This window comes from Paraburkholderia sp. RL17-383-BIF-A (assembly GCF_046028015.1).
GTDB lineage: Bacteria > Pseudomonadota > Gammaproteobacteria > Burkholderiales > Burkholderiaceae > Paraburkholderia.
The window spans coordinates 96,376-112,747 of sequence record NZ_JARESR010000009.1 but is presented as its reverse complement, the minus strand read 5'-3'; the positions used below and the strand labels follow the sequence as shown (position 1 = coordinate 112,747).

Here is a 16,372-nt window from a genome sequence, read left to right as displayed (position 1 = left end):
CTGCCGCTGCGCCGCGAGTCTGTCCGACAGGTCTCGCGGTGCAAGCGGTAGAGTCGATTGGACAACGCCTTTTTTCCCGTGCAGGGTACTGGCTGCTCGTTCGCAATCCATTTGGGACATGATAATGACGACGCAACTTTTTCCTCGCGCCACGAGCGGAGATTTTTCCGGCTTCGAGTCCGATCACCCGCCGGCCGAATGGACGAATTCGGCGATCGAGGTGGCGACCGACGGCTCGGTCAGCCAGCGCATCGAGTTTTGGCGCGAAACGATTCTGCGTTTGTTCGCGGACGTGCAGATAGCGGACGTGCAGAAGGCTGATTTCTTCGGGCGGGTACGGCAACGCAAATGCGAAAAGATGCGGATCTCAGAAATCCACGCAAGCGAGCAGGCAGTGATCCGGCGTTATCGCCAAGCGCGGAGCGAGTATGAGGATAAGTATTTTGCGGTATTGATGCTTGAGGGCAGTCAATCGGTCGAGCAGGACGGCAAGATCGTCACGCTGCGTCCCGGGGATTTTGCGATCTACGACGCGACACGGCCGCACCACCTGCAGTTCGGCCAGCCGTGGCGCGAGATCGTCGTCAGCATTCCGCGCACGACTTTGAATCAGCTCGTCGTCGGCATGGAGCACCGCACCGCGAGTCCAATTCCGACCGCGCAGGGCGTCGGCAGCGTGATGCGCGGTTTCCTCGAGCAGATGTCGTCACAGATCCGCCATGTCTCCGAGGACGAGATGCTGCAGTTGTCGGACACGGCGATCTCGTTGATTGCGATGACGCTTGGGAACCTGCAGCGCAACGACGTCGCGCAATCGAGGATGAAGGCGCTAACATTGACGCGCGTGAAGCGACATCTGCTCGAACACCTGCGCGACCCGGATCTGAATCCGACGTTGATCGAGCAGGGGATCGGAATTTCCTCGCGGTACATCAACAAGCTTTTCGAGGCGGAGAACACGTCGCTGATGCGATATGTGTGGAACCTGCGGCTCGAACGCTGCGCGGAGGATCTGGTAAATCCGCACTGCGCGGTGCTGAGGGTTTCCGATGTCGCGTTACGGTGGGGGTTTAACGACATGTCGCATTTCAGCCGCGCGTTTCGGGAGCGGTTCGAGACGTCGCCGCGCGAGTGGCGCAATCAGGCGATGACACGTCGACAGGGCCCGTGAGGAGCGAGATGAAAGAAAGCATGACCTGACGATACCACCGTATAGATCGTCTCGGAGTGCCCGATTTTCAGAAATGTTTCTGTTACCAGTACCGTTGATGTTCCAATCGGTTCTGGTGCAAATAGGAAGGCAGCTTGAGAGGTTGCCTATAGGAAGGATCATTTGTCGAATTGACAGGACCGCATTCCATACGGCGGGCGCAGCTTCTCCCGCCTTCGCGCCCGAATTGCCAATCAGCTGCGCAGATTACGTACAAACAATTCGAGGTGGGTTTGCACGGTAGCGGCATTATCAGCATCGATACCTGCAAGCATCTGTTCTTCGAGCAGCCGCACGATATCCATGCCCCGACGCAGGACGTCGCGGCCTTCGTCAGTGAGTTGCAGCACGACGATGCGTCCATGATTCGGATCGGGCTCGCGCGTGATCCAGTTGCGCGATGACATGACAATCATCACCTCGTTGGCGGACTGCGGCGTGATGAACGACCATTCCGCAAGCTGGGCATTCGACGCCTGTCCACGCGCATCGAGAACGGAAAGCGCGGTGAATTGCGCCAGCGTCAGGCCGAGAGGCGCCAGCGCCTCCGTCATCTTTCGCCGCAGGATTCTGTCGAGGCTCCCAATGACGTAGGTCAAACGTGGCGCAGGCGTGGCCTTGCGCCGCGCCGATGGCGCGCGGGCGGGGCGCGCGGTGCCGGGGGTCGTCATTTTTGGGGCTTTGCTCGTCATCGCGTCGGCTCTTTGCTCGTCGGAAAGCAGCAATGTTACCGCGTTCATCCGCGCTTCCCGCGACCATCTCACCGTCGGTCCGCCAAACCGCGAGGCGGCACGCTACGACCCCCCGTCCGCCACGTTCACTTACTTCAGCAAGTAGGCGTCGTAGACCACGGCGTTGCCGAGCCGCATCGCGTAGCCAACGGCCATTGCCCGGTTCAGCCACGCGTATTTCTTCGAGGCGGTCTCGAAGGTCATGTAGAGGCGGAAGTAATATTTCCCCGGGTCCACGGATTTGCCCTTCGCCACGTCCGCCATCACATCCGCGGGGCCGTACCGCAACCCTCTCGTCTGCAGATACACGAGCTCGCCGTCATCCATCTTCAGCAGATATCGGGTGTCGATAATCGCCAGTCCGTCGGGTGTGACGACCTGCCAGTCAGCACCGTTATTCAGAATCTCGCCGTTCAGCATGGGACCGTGAAAACTGCCGCCGGTGATCGGAATGATCCGACGCTTACCGGCATCGGCGGTCTTTCCCAACTCCCAGATCGGCGCGGTCAGGTCGACCGAGAAGCGGCCCATGTAGGCGAGTTCCGGTTTGGGCGGCTCGAATTCGGCGTGGGCCGCCGCCTCCGGCTCCACGGCGAGAGCATGATTGAAAGCCAGTGCCGCAAATGTCGAGACGAGAAAAAGCCTGAGCAGATTTTTCATTGCGTTATCCAATGAGGTTGCAGTGCATGGAGCATCGAACAGCTACGAAGTGCCCGCTGTCGCTCCGATGAAAGGAAGATCGGCATGAATTCCGGCATCGACCAGGCACCTGCGGTGCGTGAATTCGGCTAATCGGTAGTCGAAGAAATAGCGGGCCGTGGCCACTTTCTGACGATAGAAATCTTCTTCATCCGCCTTCGGAGCGGCAAGCCGAAGCGAGCGCGCCCACGCATAGGCGAGGAGCAGCCAGCCGATCATTGCGAGGTAATCGTCGGCGACGCGATAAGGCAACTCCACGTCGCGCGCGCTCTCTTCGATGATCGCGGCGGTCGTATGCCAAGCATCCGCGCACAATGTCTCGAGTTGCGCCGCGACCTGCGGCAAATCCGGTGCGGCATTGGCGTGCTCCGCGGCTTCCGCGCGATGGGCAAGCAATGCTCGCAGCTTGTCCCCGCCGTCGCCGATTACTTTGCGAACCAGCAGGTCGATCGACTGAATCTCGTTTGTGCCTTCATACAGGAGCGAGACACGACTATCGCGCACCGTTTGTTCGATGCCGTATTCATGTATGTAACCGTAGCCGCCGAACACCTGGAGCGCGCTCGACGCCCCAAGAAAGCCGTTGGCCGTGAAAAATGCTTTCGCCACCGGCGTGAGGAGCGCGGCGAAACGATCTGCTTCGGCACGCTTCGCTTCATCGGGATGGCGTGCGGCAATGTCGAGCCATTGGCCGATCCAATAGCCGATCGACCGCTCGCCCTCGACGACGCAACGCAGATCCATCAGCGTGCGCCGTATCGCGGGATGCAGCGAAATGGGCGACGCCCCCTGCGTTTTCGCCTCCAGACCGGGCGCGCGCATTTGCACCCGTTCGCGCGCATAGATCGTTGCGCGTTGCCAGGCACTCTCGGCGTGACCCAATCCCTGCATCGCGACCTGCAAGCGCGCGGCGTTCATCATCACGAACATCGCCGCCAGCCCGCGATGCGGCTCGCCGACCAGCCAACCCAGCGCGTCCTCGAACCGCATCGTGCATGTGGGGCTTGCCTTGAGCCCCATCTTTTTTTCAATCCCCTCGCAATGAACGCCATTGCGAATCGCCACCCCGCTGTGAGGTCGCCACTTCGGCACGAGGAACATCGAGAGTCCGCGCGTTCCGGGAGGCGCGTCGGGCAAACGCGCAAGTACCAGGTGGACGATGTTGTCCGTCAGATCGTGATCGCCACCGCTGATGAAGATCTTGCTGCCCGTGATTCGATAACCCTCGCTCACCTCGTCCGGGATGGCCGTCGTGCGCAGCAGACTGAGGTCGCTCCCCGCCTGCGGTTCGGTCAGACACATGGTGGTGAGCCACTCGCCGCTCGCGATTTTTGGCAGATAGTCGGCTTTCAGCTTCTCCGACCCATGCGTCTGCAAGCAGACGCTTGCGCCATGTGTCAGTCCGGGTGACATGAGCCACGCGTGATTCGCCGCCGCCAGCATTTCGTGAAGCGCCACTTCCAGCAGTTGCGGCAAGTCCTGGCCGCCATGGCCGGCACTTGCCGAGAGCGTCGGCCAGCCGCCGTCGACATAGGCGCGATACGCTGCCTTGAAGCCGCACGGCATACGCACTTCGCCATCGACGAACTGACAGCCTTCAAGGTCGCCGCTGGCATTGAGCGGCGCTAGCTGCTCCGACACAAAGCGGCCGGCTTCTTCGAGGACCATTCGCGCGGTCGTCGCATCGACATCGGACCATTCCGGAATCTGCCGCCAGAACGCTTCGGCGTCGAGCCATTCTTCCATCACGAAGCGCATGTCGCGCAGTGGAGCCACGTAGCAAGCAGACATGTCAGAGCCCGTCATTGCACGCATAGATCACCGCGGGATCGGCCTGACGTGGGTCATGCATCGCCTCCACCAGATTCGCGCGATGTGTCAGTACCGCACGCTGGTTGATCGAGCCTTTGTCGGTGATCTCGCCCAGATCGAGGGAGGGGGGCACGTCGAGCAGGCGCAAGCGCGCGATCGTCGTTGCGCCGCCGGTCGACTCGCGGTTCAGACGGGCCAGCAAGCCGGTGAAGAACGCGCGCACAGCAGGCGCCGCGACGATCTCAGCGGCGCTCGCCGATGCCGGCAAGTCCGCCAGCCGCCGGCAATCGTCGAGGCGCGGAAACACTAGCGCACCGACATCGTCGCGATTCATACCGGTCACGACCACATCCTGGACGTACGGCGCGCCCTCGGAGACCACCCGGGCACGCATCGGCCCGACGCTCACGAACGTACCCGAGCTCAGCTTGAAGTCTTCGGCGATCCGGCCATCGAACAACAGTCCGAGTTCCGGCTTACGGGGATCGACGAACTTCAACGCGTCGCCGCTGCAGTAGTAACCTTCGTCGTCGAACGACCCGGCCACGTTTTCCTCGTCCATCCGCCAGTAACCGGCCATCACGTGCGGCCCGCGAAAGCGGGCTTCGAGCTTGCCCGATACGGGCGCGAGCTTCACTTCGCAGCCGGGTGCGGGCACTCCGACATAGCCCGCACCCATGACAGGCCCGGTCGTAAACAGACAGGAGGGCGATGTTTCGGTCATACCCAATCCGGCCATGATGCGAATGCGCTCGCCGCAGTATCGCTCGGTCACCCGCTCCAGGCGATCCCACGCCGCTTGCGAGAGTCCCGCGCCAGCAAAGAAATAGACTTTGACACGAGAGAAGAAGGTTGCGCGAAGCTGCGCGTCCGCTTCGAGCGCACTCGCCAGCTCCTCCCAACCTTTTGGCACATTGAAATAAATGGTCGGCGCGATCTCGCGAAGATTGCGCAGCGTTTCGTCGAACTTCTTGCCTACCGGCTTGCCGTCGTCGATATACAGCGTGCCGCCGTTATACAGTGCGATGCCCACGTTGTGGCTGCCACCGAACGTGTGATTCCAAGGCAGCCAGTCGACCAGAACCGGCGGCTCGTGGGCGAATTCCGGGAACGTTTCGAGTAGCATCTGCTGGTTGCTGCACAGCATGCGGTGCGTCGTCGGAACCGCTTTCGGACGTTTGGTGGAGCCGGAGGTGAAGAGGAACTTCGCGATTGCATCGGGTTCGATCGCGGCGTGCACGGCATCGACCGTCGTTGCGGGCGTGTTCAACAGTTCCGCGAACGGTGTCTGCGCGCGCTTGTTGGAACCGTAAGCCGTCACCACTTCCACATCGTCGGATACGACGGCGTCGATTGCGGCGGCGAACGCATCGCCGTCGGCGGCGAACACGAGACCGGGCGTCAGCAGTTCGATCGCGTGGCGCAGTTTGCCGTAGTCGCTGGAAATGAGCGAATAGGCGGGCGAGATCGGCGCATAAGGAACGCCCGCCCACATCGCACCGAGTGCGAGCTGGAAATGCTCGAGGTCGTTACCGGACAGAAGGACGACCGGCCGCTCGGCCGACAACTTGCGCTCGAGTAGCGCCTGGCCGATAGAACGGGCACGCTCGAGCATCTGCGCATAGCTGATGCCCACCCATTCGCCGTCGGCACCGCGGCGTGCCACTAGCCACCGGTCCGGATGCGCGTGGGCTCCGCTCACGAGCCGGTCGGTCAGACGTGCCGGATAAGCGCCGATCGGCTCGCTCGCTTGCAGGTACCAGGCGTCGCCCTGTCGACGAACGCTGGCCGCTGCCGATCCGATACGCACCCGGCGATAAGGCACGGACGTCTCTCGAATCACGGGTTCGACACGGGGCTGAGTCGGCTCTGCATTCACGTTTTGTCTCCTTGATGGGCTGCCGGCGCGGCGACTCGTGGACGAACGCAAGCCCTCTGTCATTCGACAGAGGATGCCGTGTTTCGACGCACTCGTCTTCGTGCGGCGCTGTTAGATCGGGTAGTGGCGCGGGCCGGTCTGAATGGTGATCCAGCGCAGATCCGTGAATTCGGCAATCGAAGCCTTGCTGCCGAAACGTCCGTAGCCACTGCCCTTTACGCCGCCGAACGGCATTTGTGCTTCGTCGTGCACGGTTGGCCCGTTGATGTGGCAAATGCCCGATTCGATACGCCTCGCCAGACCCAATGCCCGCGCGCTGTCGCGGCTGAACACTGCCGCCGACAACCCGAACTCGCTGTCGTTGGCGACTTGCACCGCTTCGTCGTCGCTGTCCACACGCTGCACCGTGACCACCGGTGCGAACGACTCCTCCGCGTAGAGCTTCATCTCGGGACGCACGCCGTCGACGATGGTCGGCTGCATGATCGCACCGTCAATCGCGCCGCCCGCCAGCACCGTCGCACCGTGGCGGCGCGCGTCTTCGACGAGCGCCGCCACGCGTTGCGCGGCCTGTGCGTTGACGAGCGCACCGAGCACCGCGCCGTCGTCGGTCGGCGCGGTTGCCACCAGCTTGCGCGCTTTTTCAGTCAGCTTTTCCACCAGCGCATCCGCAATGCTGCGGTGTGCGATGACCCGCTCCGTGGACATGCAGATTTGCCCCTGGTTGAAGAACGCGCCGAACGCGATCGCGGCAACGGCCGCGTCCAGATCGGCGTCTTCAAGCACCAGCACCGGCGCCTTGCCGCCGAGTTCCAGCAACGCCGGCTTCAGATGCTTCGCCGCATGCATGGCGATGATGCGGCCCACATGCGTCGAGCCGGTGAAATTCACCCGCCGCACGGCCGGGTGTGCGATAAGGCGTTCGACGATTGCCGCCGCATCCTCGGGCGCATTCGTCACGACGTTCACGACGCCGTCGCCGAGCCCGGCTTCCTGCAATACCGTGCCGATCAGCCGATGTACCGCCGGACACGCCTCCGATGCCTTGAGTACCACCGTATTGCCGCACGCGAGCGGCATCGCGAGTGCGCGCGTGCCGAGAATCACCGGCGCATTCCACGGCGCAATGCCCAGCACGACGCCGCACGGCTGACGCACGGCAAGCGCCAGATTGTCTGGCGTGTCGCTCGGAATCACGCTGCCGTCGATCTGCGTCGTCATTGCGGCCGCTTCACGCAGCATGTTGGCGGCGAGATGAACATTGAAGCCGTACCAGTTCGCCATCGCGCCCGTTTCGGCCACGCCGGCCGCGATGAACTCGCCGGTCCGTGCATCCATCATGTCGGCCGCTTTCAGCAGCCGCGCGCGACGCTCGGTGGGCCGAAGCGCGGCCCACGCAGGAAATGCGGCGGCGGCGGCGTCGACTGCCGCATCGGCGTCGGCAAGCGTGGCGGCAGGCGAGCGTGAAGCGAGGGTGCCGGTTACCGGGTTCAGGCGCTCGAACGTCGCCCCGCTGGATGCCGGACGGTCCTGGCCGCCGATCAACATGCTCACTTCGGTCACGATTGTTGTCTCCTCACTGTGCTGCGTGTCCTGATGCGGATGCCACCGCCGAGTCTCTTCGCCGGACTGTGGCTGCGATACTCATGCTTTATTCAGCGCGCTTATACGCCTGCAAACCCGGCTTGATCGACTTATCGTCGAGGAACTGCTTCAGGCCCTGCTCGCGTCCGTGCTCCGGGTCGCGCAGTTGCGCCTGATCGAGCTTGGCGTACAGGTAGTCTTCATTCTGCTCCCACGTCAGTTCACGGCAACGCTTGAAGCCGTGCTTTGCGGCGCGCAACACCACCGGGTTCTTTTCGAGGAGCTTCGCTGCCAGAGCAATGGTCTCGTCGCGCAGCTGCGCAAGCGGCACGCTCTTGTTGACGAGGCCCATCGCCGCAGCTTGCGGGCCGGTGAAGGTGTCACCCGTCATGATGTAGTGCAGCGCCTGACGATGGCCGACCGTATCCGCCATCGCCTTGCTGACCAGATTGCCGGGCGGAATGCCCCAGTTGATTTCCGACAGCCCGAATACCGCTTCGTCCGCTGCAAGTGCCAGATCGCACGCCACCAGCGGCGAAAAACCACCGCCGAAACACCAGCCGTTGACCATTGCGATGGTCGGCTTTGCATACATGCGCAGACGGCGCCACTGCCATTCCGACGCGTCGCGGCGAATCTTCTCCTGCAGAATTTCCGGACCCGCGTCGACTTCCCGGAAATACTCCTTCAAGTCCATACCCGCGGTCCATGCGGCGCCCGCGCCGGTCAGTACCAGAACCCTTGCGTCGTCGTCGAGCTCCACGGCATCCAGGACCTGCAGCATCTCGCTATTGAGCGTCGGGCTCATCGCATTGCGCTTCTCCGGGCGATTCAACGTCACCCACGCGATGCCTGCCTCGACCTTCACGTCAACCGTCTTCCAGCGACCCTCGTAACTTGCCATGTTCGTAACTCCTGCGCGCGGACCGCGCGATAAGGTGGAAATTCCGTTGAACTGCTGTAGTATCAACCTGCCTGAGATTTTTATATCAGGCATCCTGATACAGAGTCTATTATCAAGCAGCCTGATAAACAAGCGCCCGGTGCTTAGTGAAAACCCTCGAACATCAGATACGATGAAGCCAACCGATCATTCCGGCCGACCTTCGGGCGCCATGGCCGAAAAGCCGCTGCGTATCACCTACCTGGTCGGCAGCGTGGACCGTGTGCTGAAACGCCGGCTCATCGAAACGCTCGCGCCACATGGCGTGACGCTGCCGCAGTTCACCGCCCTGTCGGTGTTGAAAGCGCGCGGACACTCGTCGAACGCCAAGCTGGCTGAGCGATCGCTGATCACGCCTCAGGCGGCCAACGAGGTCATCAAGGTGATGGTCGCGCGCGGATGGGTCACACGCGCCGCCGACCCCTCCCACGGCCGCATCGTCGTGCTGCAACTCACGCGCGCGGGCGCCGCGCTCGTGCGCCAGTGCGAAGCGTCGATCGAGCGGCTCGAGGCAGGCATGATGAACGGTATCGAGCCCGCGAACGCCGATCTGCTGCATGCTTCATTGCGCATGCTGCTGCGCAATCTACACACTTTCGATCAGGTCACGTCGGACTCAATCCAAGCAGACTGATGGCGTTTTCCTTCAGAATCAACGGATGAACCTCGGGCTTGAAGCCCGCTGTCTGGAAATCGTTCAGCCAGCGATCCGGGCGAATCAGCGGGAAATCGGACGCGAACAGCATCTTGTGCTTGAGTAGCGTGTTCGCATGCTGAATCAGCTGTGGCGCGAAGTACTTCGGCGACCACCCCGAGAGGTCGATGTAGACATTCGGCTTGTGCAGGCAAATCGACAACGCCTGATCCTGCCACGGCCACGACGGATGCGCGATCACCACCTTCATGTCAGGGAATTCCGCCGCCACTTCGTCCAGGTGTATCGGCTCCGAATACTTGAGCAGCAGCCCTCCACCGCCGCGCATGCCGCTGCCCATGCCGGAATGGCCGCTGTGAAATACCGCCGGCAAGTTGTATTCGGCGATCACTTCATAGATCGGATAGGCCATCCGGTCGTTCGGATAGCAGCCCTGCAGCGTCGGGTGAAACTTGAATCCCCGCACGCCGTGATCTTCGATCAGACGCCGTGCTTCGCGCGCGCCCATCTTGCCTTTGTGCGGATCGATGCTCGCAAAGGCAATCATGATGTCGCTATTGTCCGCCGCGAATTGCGCGACCTCCTCGTTGGGGATGCGGCGGCGCCCGAGTTGCGCCTCGCAGTCGACCGTGAACATCACCATGCCAATTTTCTGCTGGCGATAGTAGTCGATCGTCTCCGGGATCGTCGGCCGCCGCCCCTGCTTGAGCACCGTACCGAAGTATTTGTCGGCAGCGTCGTCGAACTCCTTGCCGAACAGATCCGGCGGCTGGCAACAGGAGACCTCCGCATGCACATGGGTATCGATAGCAACCAGATTCGCAATGTCCATTCTCTTTCCTTGGTGATCCTAAAGGGACTCGGATTGGCGCGCCTCCGGCGCGGCGCAATCTCGATCACGTGCAATGTGTATCAATACGGCCGATACGGTCAACCCGACTTTGGCCTGGGGTATTCACCGAAGAATTTTATCTTGTCTTATCAGGTCGCCTGAGATCAAATGCGCATCACCGGGCGGATATGTTTTCAAACTGACTGCGCCGCTCGGGCAATGCTGCACGGATCGATTCTTCTGCCGCGAAGGATCTTCCGCGATTAGAACGGCAGTGGTCTCGCCACAGCGCAATAACACGCAATAACAGCTTCGGTTTCTCCGTACCCCTATGCTCTTATGCTTTCTCGCTGAAGCGCTTTCGTGCGATCTTTATATCAGGTCACCTGATATTGTGAGGGCTCGGCGAGACATGTGGTTCAGGCGGACCCGACAACCCAGGTGATCGATATGAAGCCAATGAGAACAGCAGCACCAGGAGACGCAGTGATGACGCAACCAGTCGCCAGATCGGCTGCCGCCGTAACCCTGAGCCTCTGCTTTGCCGTCGCTTTGCTCGAAGGCCTCGACCTTCAATCGGTCGGGGTCGCGGCGCCGCGAATGGCGCGCGAGTTCGGCCTGTCGGTGACACAAATGGGCCTTGCATTCAGTGCCGGAACCTTCGGCCTTCTGCCCGGCGCAATGTTCGGCGGACGGCTTGCCGATCGCATTGGCCGCAAACGTGTGCTGATTCTCTCGGCATGTCTGTTCGGCCTGCTTTCGATTGCAACCGCGCTCGTCAGCAGCTTCGACATGCTCGTGCTGGTGCGCGTGCTGACCGGTATCGGACTGGGCGGTGCGCTGCCGAACCTGATCGCGCTGTCGTCCGAATCGGTGTCGCCGAGGGCGCGCAATACCGCCGTGAGCATCATGTATTGCGGTATTCCGTTTGGCGGCGTGATCGCGTCGATCATCGGCATCGTGAACATGGGAGACACCGAATGGCGCCATATCTTCTATGTAGGCGGTGCGGGGCCGCTGCTTCTGGTGCCGCTCCTGTTCGCTTTCCTGCCCGAATCAAAGGCATTTCGGCGCGCATCGCATGAAGGGAACGTGCAGCCCGCCGCCGTGGGCAATGTGCTGTTCGGCGGCAATCGTGCTCTTTCGACAGCGCAGATCTGGATCAGCTATTTCTGCACGCTGATCGTTCTGTATTTCCTGCTCAACTGGCTTCCTTCGTTGATGGCCGCGCGCGGTCTCTCGCGCCCGGAAATCGGCTATGTGCAGATCGCCTTCAACGTCGGCGGCGGCATCGGCGCGCTTTGCATTGGCATGTTGATGGACCGGCTGCGCGGCGCCGTGGTCGTGTCGGGCATGTACATCGGGATCATCGCCTCGCTTGCAGCGCTGTCGATAGCGCCGGGATTCGGCGCGCTCGCCGGCTCGGCATTCTTCGCGGGCATGTTCGTTATTGGCGGGCAGTCGGTGCTGTATGCGCTCTCCGCCGCGTTCTATCCGACGGCGATGCGCGGGACGGGCGTCGGCGCCGCCGTCGCCGTGGGCCGTATCGGTTCGGTTGTCGGGCCGCTCGCGGCAGGCCAGTTGCTCGCGATGGGACGCAGCTCGTCGGTCGTGATCGGCGCGAGCATTCCAGTGACGCTGATCGCCGCAGTCGCGGCCCTCTTGCTCATCCGTCGCCCGCGCGCGACCGACTGATGGTTTTTCAAAAAAACACATAACGGTTTGGAGACTTCAATCATGCGAGCATCAACACGCCTTCTCCTGAGCGGCGCCCTCTGCGCAACGAGCACCGTGGCCGCCGCGCAATCGAGCGTCACGTTCTACGGAATCGTCGATACCGGTATCGAATACGTTTCGCACGCCAATGCGGCGGGCGACCACCTGTTTCGCATGCCCGCGGTGACGGGCGAGTTGCCCTCGCGCTGGGGCCTGCGCGGCTTGGAAGACCTGGGTGGCGGCTATAGCGCCGTCTTCACCGTCGAGAACGGCTTTAACGTGCGCGACGGAACGCTCGGCCAGGGTGGCCGCCTGTTCGGCCGACAAGCCTTTGTGGGCGTGAAGAGCCCGTATGGAACCGTCGCGTTCGGCCGCCAGTACACGATGACGTACCTTGCGTTGATGGGCGCGGACATCATCGGCCCGGATATTTATGGCCTCGGTTCGCTGGACGCCTACGTCCCCAACGCCCGCGCGGACAACTCGGTCACCTACATTGGCGTATACAAGGGCGTCACCCTCGGCGCCGGTTATTCATTCGGACGTGACGCCGGCAACAACTCGCCCGGACAAGGCACCTGTACCGGCTCGGTGGCGGGGCACGCCACCGAATGCCGCGACTGGTCCGTGATGCTCAAATACGATGCGCAGTACTTCGGCGTGGCGGCGTCGTACGAAGAAGAGCGTGGCGGCGCCACCGCCGCGGCGAACTTCTTCGACGGCGTTGCGCCCACCACGCTCATCAATGCCGCCGACAAAGACGCGCGCGCTCACGTGAGCGCCTACGCGCAGTACGCCGGCGCGAAGATCGGTCTCGGCTGGGTCGGTCGGCGCGTCGTCACCGATTCTCCCGCTGTGCCGAACGTGCGCTCGAATCTGTTCTTCGTCGGCGCTTCGTATGCCGTCACACCGGCGTTTCTCGTAGATGGCGAAGTGTTCCGCATCGTCAACAGCGACCACGACACACGCGCCACGATGGGCACGCTGCGCACCACCTATCTGCTTAGCAAGCGCACAGCTGTCTACGCGCAGGGCTCCTATCTCGCCAACAGCGCGAAAGCACGCTATTCGGTCAGCGGCGGCGGTGGCGGCACGACGCCGGCCGCGGGCATGGGCCAGACGGGTGCGATGGTCGGCGTACGGCACATGTTCTAGGAGACATGAGATGAACAGAACCGCAATTGCAATACTGGTTTCGCTGACGCTCGCCGCGTGCGGTGGCGGACCGAACGACACATCGTCATCCCTGCCGCAACTCAGTGCGGCCACGCCCGCGAATCTCTCCGGCACCTGTACCGCGCTTGCCGCGAAGCTCTCGTTTGCGAACACGACGTTCACGTCGGTGCAGGACGTGCCGGCAGGTACGCTGACGGTAGCCGGCAAGCCGATCGCGGAACATTGCGTGATCGAAGGGAAAATGAATCAACGGGCGAGTTCCGTCGACGGCAAAACCTACGCGATCGGCTTCGAGATGCGCCTGCCGGTCGCCTGGAACGGACGCTTCTTCTATCAGGCGAATGGTGGCCTCGATGGGAACGTGCTGACCGCAACCGGTGAGATAGGCGGCGGTGGTCCGCTCAACGATGCGCTCAACATGGGCTACGCCGTCATCAGTTCGGACGCTGGCCACTCGTCGTCGCAAAACCCGCTGTTTGGACTCGATCCTCAGGCCCGTATCGACTACGGGTATAACGCGGTCGCTACGCTCACGCCGATGGCGAAGCAGGTCATCAGGACCGCCTATGGCAAGAGCCCCGACCGGAGCTATTTCGACGGCTGCTCGAACGGCGGCCGGCATGCGATGGTGGCGGCGGCGCGCTCGTCGGCGGAGTATGACGGCATCATCGCGGGCGATCCGGGCTTCCATCTGCCGAAAGCGGCGATCGGCGAGATGTGGAGCGCACAACAACTCGCCAAGGTGGCGACGGCGAATACCACGAGCGGCCTTCCCGACATCAAGACGGGCTTTACCGCAGCGGAGCGCCAGCTGGTTGCGGCGCGAATCATTGCGAAGTGCGACTCGCTCGATGGCGTGGCCGACGGCATGGTGCAAGACATCAAGGCATGCCAGGCGAACTTTAGCCTCGCCAACGACGTGCCGACCTGCTCGGGGAATGTGCGCGATGGCTCGTGCTTGACGACTGCGCAGAAGGACGCAATCGGCAACGTCTTCTCCGGCGCGCGCAACAGCGCGGGAACGGCGCTGTACGCTAGCTTTCCGTACGATGCGGGTATCAATGGCGCGAACTGGTCATTGTGGAAGCAAACCAATTCCATCACGCTGGATCCCGCCGCCGCTGCCTTCACGTTCACGACGCCGCCGCAAAGCGCTTCGCTGCTTACGCAGTTGACGTCATATGCGTTGAACTTCAGCATGGACAACGATGCGCCAAAGATCTTTGCAACGAGCGGCGTCTACACCGAGGCGTCGTGGTCGTTCATGACGCCGCCGGATGAGACCGATCTGAGCGCGTTGAAGCGGCGCGGCGCCAAGCTGATGGTGTATCACGGCACGAGCGACCCGGTGTTTTCATCGAACGATACGACCGACTGGTATCAGCGTCTCATGACGGCGAACGGCGGCGATGCGAGCAACTTCGCGCGTCTTTACACGGTGGCGGGCATGAACCATTGTTCGGGCGGGCCGACTGCGGACCAGTTCGACATGCTCACGCCGTTGGTCGCCTGGGTCGAACAGGGCAAAGCGCCCGACAGCATCGTCGCAACCGCACGCGACGCCGGCAACGCGATTCCGAACAGCGAAGTGCCCGCGGAGTGGGGCGCGGGACGTACACGGCCGTTGTGCCCCTATCCCAAGGTCGCGCGATACAAAGGAGGTGACGCGAATTCGGCGGCCAGCTTCTCGTGCGGTTGATCATTCCGAAAGTCGCCGGATCTGAATAACGGCATCGCGAACGGCGTTAGCATCCAATAAAGCCACCTACTGTCAACGATGGCCTTATTGGATGCTAACGCCTGGAAGTCCCTCTCGCCATTTCTGCCCGCGAGCCGTAAAGCGAAGCAAATCTTTCAATTCGCAAATATACGAATTAAATTCGCCATCCATTCGTAAAGCGAAGTGATGGTCAAGAGGCTGATTTACGAATGAGGGCTGTGTGTGTTCCTTCGCCACCGACAGTCGAGGATCAGCCGAGGGGCGGCGTGTAGTTGCGCGAGCTGAACGAGATTGTCGGGCGTGATTCATGGTGGCTCGATGGACAGGCGTCGGCCTGCTCGGCGGGGCTCTGGTGCAAATATGAAGGCCGATGGGTTGGGCTCAGGGTTTTGGCGCACGCAGGGCAAACAGATGAGTAAGCTGGGGAGAAGCGGTTCACGCCGGAGTTCGTTAAGCGCGGGATCCGCTTTGCTACGGCAGCCTGCAGGTCGTGGCGAATCGACCAAACTTACGTGAAGATCCGTGGCAAGTGGGTTTATCTTTACCGAGCGGTTGACCGGGCTGGCAAGACGATTGACTTCCGGCTCAGCGCCAGGCGCGATGTCGCTGCTGCCAAGGCCTTCTTCGAGAAAGCGATCAGGAGTCGAGGGCTCGCACCCAGGTCAATCAGGTTGGACGGCTACGCAGCGTCTCACCGCGCAGTGCGCGAAATGAAGATCGATAGATTGCTGCCCGAAAGCACAACGTTGCGATCGTCGAAGTACTTGAATAACCTGATCGAACAGGATCATCGCAACCTCAAAGCACGGGTGAACGTGATGCTCGGCTTTAAAGGCTTCAGGACTGCGGCAACAACCATTTCCGGCTTCGAGCTCATGCATCGCATTCGCAAAGGCCAGTTCAACCTGATGAAGCTGCATCTCAAAGATACCGCTGCGCCCCCGGTTTGGACGGCGGTCCTTTCATCTCGCTGAGACGACGGACGGCCACGCGTCATTGCACAGCAGCAGTCGAGCTTCCGGGCGAGCAGAAACGCCGCTGGCGTCGTTCAGGTCATCGAGCCTTTTCATATCCCGAATCGCGTGGAAAAGATCGCGCATTGAATCGAGATCAATCAGTCTCACAAACGCGAAGGTATCCTCATAGGCACGCATCCAGGGGATCATTGCTGAAGCCACAGCTTTTCGGCCTTCGGTCACCTCCGTATGCCGCAGTGCTTCGTCGAAATGGGCCCAGAAAGCTCGCATTGCGCGCTGGGCGAAAAAGTGGTTGAGCGCGAGCGCGGAGATCTCTCCGATCGCGGGCATCGACGACTCGCGATTCTGACTTTCCATATCTGCGGTTCCGGATGCGTGGGGAGTGGGTTGCAAAGAGTTCCGTGCTGCCGCAGACGGGTCGTGGCAAGGCGCCGAAGT

13 protein-coding genes and 1 pseudogene are annotated in these 16,372 nt (G+C 61.8%); 6 read left to right on the top strand and 8 right to left on the bottom strand.

Annotated elements, in window-relative coordinates:
- Nucleotides 1-220: 220 nt before the first annotated feature.
- Nucleotides 221-1,171, top strand: coding sequence for an AraC-like ligand-binding domain-containing protein (locus P0D71_RS13235; RefSeq protein ID WP_408480386.1), 951 nt, complete (start codon nt 221-223; stop codon nt 1,169-1,171).
- A gap of 233 nt (nt 1,172-1,404) precedes the next feature.
- On the opposite strand, the gene P0D71_RS13230 is transcribed toward P0D71_RS13235, so the two are convergent.
- The 6 genes from P0D71_RS13230 to P0D71_RS13205 form a co-directional block, all read right to left on the bottom strand.
- Nucleotides 1,405-1,902, bottom strand: a complete 498-nt coding sequence (locus P0D71_RS13230) for a MarR family winged helix-turn-helix transcriptional regulator (RefSeq protein WP_408480506.1) — start codon at nt 1,900-1,902, stop codon at nt 1,405-1,407.
- A gap of 129 nt (nt 1,903-2,031) precedes the next feature.
- Nucleotides 2,032-2,601 (bottom strand): DUF3237 domain-containing protein, encoded by a 570-nt coding sequence (locus tag P0D71_RS13225; RefSeq protein WP_408480385.1) that lies wholly within the window; start codon nt 2,599-2,601, stop codon nt 2,032-2,034.
- 42 nt (nt 2,602-2,643) lie between these two features.
- Complete coding sequence (locus P0D71_RS13220; protein ID WP_408480384.1) at nt 2,644-4,431, bottom strand: acyl-CoA dehydrogenase family protein; 1,788 nt, start codon at nt 4,429-4,431, stop codon at nt 2,644-2,646.
- Nucleotide 4,432: 1 nt separating this feature from the next.
- On the bottom strand, nt 4,433-6,331 hold the full coding sequence (locus P0D71_RS13215; protein ID WP_408480383.1) for a feruloyl-CoA synthase: 1,899 nt from the start codon (nt 6,329-6,331) through the stop codon (nt 4,433-4,435).
- A gap of 111 nt (nt 6,332-6,442) precedes the next feature.
- Nucleotides 6,443-7,879, bottom strand: coding sequence for an aldehyde dehydrogenase (locus P0D71_RS13210; protein ID WP_408480504.1), 1,437 nt, complete (start codon nt 7,877-7,879; stop codon nt 6,443-6,445).
- 103 nt (nt 7,880-7,982) lie between these two features.
- Entirely contained in the window at nt 7,983-8,819 is an 837-nt protein-coding gene (locus P0D71_RS13205; protein ID WP_408186743.1) for a p-hydroxycinnamoyl CoA hydratase/lyase, read from the bottom strand.
- A gap of 172 nt (nt 8,820-8,991) precedes the next feature.
- Here P0D71_RS13205 and P0D71_RS13200 point away from each other — a divergent pair, with 172 nt between their 5' ends.
- Nucleotides 8,992-9,492 carry a MarR family winged helix-turn-helix transcriptional regulator gene (locus P0D71_RS13200; RefSeq protein ID WP_091803930.1) on the top strand — a complete coding sequence of 167 codons (501 nt, stop codon included), beginning with the start codon at nt 8,992-8,994 and terminating at the stop codon, nt 9,490-9,492.
- Here the strand turns inward: P0D71_RS13200 and P0D71_RS13195 are convergent.
- Entirely contained in the window at nt 9,464-10,345 is an 882-nt protein-coding gene (locus tag P0D71_RS13195; RefSeq protein WP_091803926.1) for an amidohydrolase family protein, read from the bottom strand. The genes P0D71_RS13200 and P0D71_RS13195 overlap by 29 nt on opposite strands.
- A gap of 489 nt (nt 10,346-10,834) precedes the next feature.
- Between P0D71_RS13195 and mhpT the strand changes: the two genes are divergently transcribed.
- The 4 genes and pseudogenes from mhpT to P0D71_RS13175 all read left to right on the top strand — a co-directional run.
- Complete coding sequence (gene mhpT / locus P0D71_RS13190; protein ID WP_408480381.1) at nt 10,835-12,040, top strand: 3-(3-hydroxy-phenyl)propionate transporter MhpT; 1,206 nt, start codon at nt 10,835-10,837, stop codon at nt 12,038-12,040.
- A gap of 42 nt (nt 12,041-12,082) precedes the next feature.
- Nucleotides 12,083-13,216: a porin gene (locus P0D71_RS13185; RefSeq protein WP_408480380.1), complete on the top strand. Its 1,134-nt coding sequence runs from the start codon at nt 12,083-12,085 to the stop codon at nt 13,214-13,216.
- A gap of 10 nt (nt 13,217-13,226) precedes the next feature.
- Complete coding sequence (locus P0D71_RS13180) at nt 13,227-14,936, top strand: tannase/feruloyl esterase family alpha/beta hydrolase (protein ID WP_408480378.1); 1,710 nt, start codon at nt 13,227-13,229, stop codon at nt 14,934-14,936.
- Between the two features lie 506 nt (nt 14,937-15,442).
- A pseudogene (locus P0D71_RS13175) lies at nt 15,443-15,931 on the top strand (IS6 family transposase); the annotation flags it as partial.
- Here P0D71_RS13175 and P0D71_RS13170 read toward each other — a convergent pair.
- On the bottom strand, nt 15,920-16,291 hold the full coding sequence (locus P0D71_RS13170) for a hypothetical protein (protein ID WP_408302363.1): 372 nt from the start codon (nt 16,289-16,291) through the stop codon (nt 15,920-15,922). The pseudogene P0D71_RS13175 and the gene P0D71_RS13170 sit on opposite strands and share 12 nt — an antisense overlap.
- Nucleotides 16,292-16,372: the final 81 nt, after the last annotated feature.

Excerpts from the sequence above, each read along its gene's own strand:
- P0D71_RS13230 (WP_408480506.1), bottom strand. The coding sequence starts at position 1,902 with ATGACGAGCAAAGCCCCAAAAATGACGACCCCCGGCACCGCGCGCCCC.
- P0D71_RS13200 (WP_091803930.1), top strand. The coding sequence starts at position 8,992 with ATGAAGCCAACCGATCATTCCGGCCGACCTTCGGGCGCCATGGCCGAA.
- P0D71_RS13225 (WP_408480385.1), bottom strand. The coding sequence starts at position 2,601 with ATGAAAAATCTGCTCAGGCTTTTTCTCGTCTCGACATTTGCGGCACTG.
- P0D71_RS13210 (WP_408480504.1), bottom strand. The coding sequence starts at position 7,879 with ATGTTGATCGGCGGCCAGGACCGTCCGGCATCCAGCGGGGCGACGTTC.
- P0D71_RS13205 (WP_408186743.1), bottom strand. The coding sequence starts at position 8,819 with ATGGCAAGTTACGAGGGTCGCTGGAAGACGGTTGACGTGAAGGTCGAG.
- P0D71_RS13220 (WP_408480384.1), bottom strand. The coding sequence starts at position 4,431 with ATGTCTGCTTGCTACGTGGCTCCACTGCGCGACATGCGCTTCGTGATG.
- P0D71_RS13185 (WP_408480380.1), top strand. The coding sequence starts at position 12,083 with ATGCGAGCATCAACACGCCTTCTCCTGAGCGGCGCCCTCTGCGCAACG.
- P0D71_RS13195 (WP_091803926.1), bottom strand. The coding sequence starts at position 10,345 with ATGGACATTGCGAATCTGGTTGCTATCGATACCCATGTGCATGCGGAG.
- P0D71_RS13180 (WP_408480378.1), top strand. The coding sequence starts at position 13,227 with ATGAACAGAACCGCAATTGCAATACTGGTTTCGCTGACGCTCGCCGCG.
- mhpT (WP_408480381.1), top strand. The coding sequence starts at position 10,835 with ATGACGCAACCAGTCGCCAGATCGGCTGCCGCCGTAACCCTGAGCCTC.
- P0D71_RS13170 (WP_408302363.1), bottom strand. The coding sequence starts at position 16,291 with ATGGAAAGTCAGAATCGCGAGTCGTCGATGCCCGCGATCGGAGAGATC.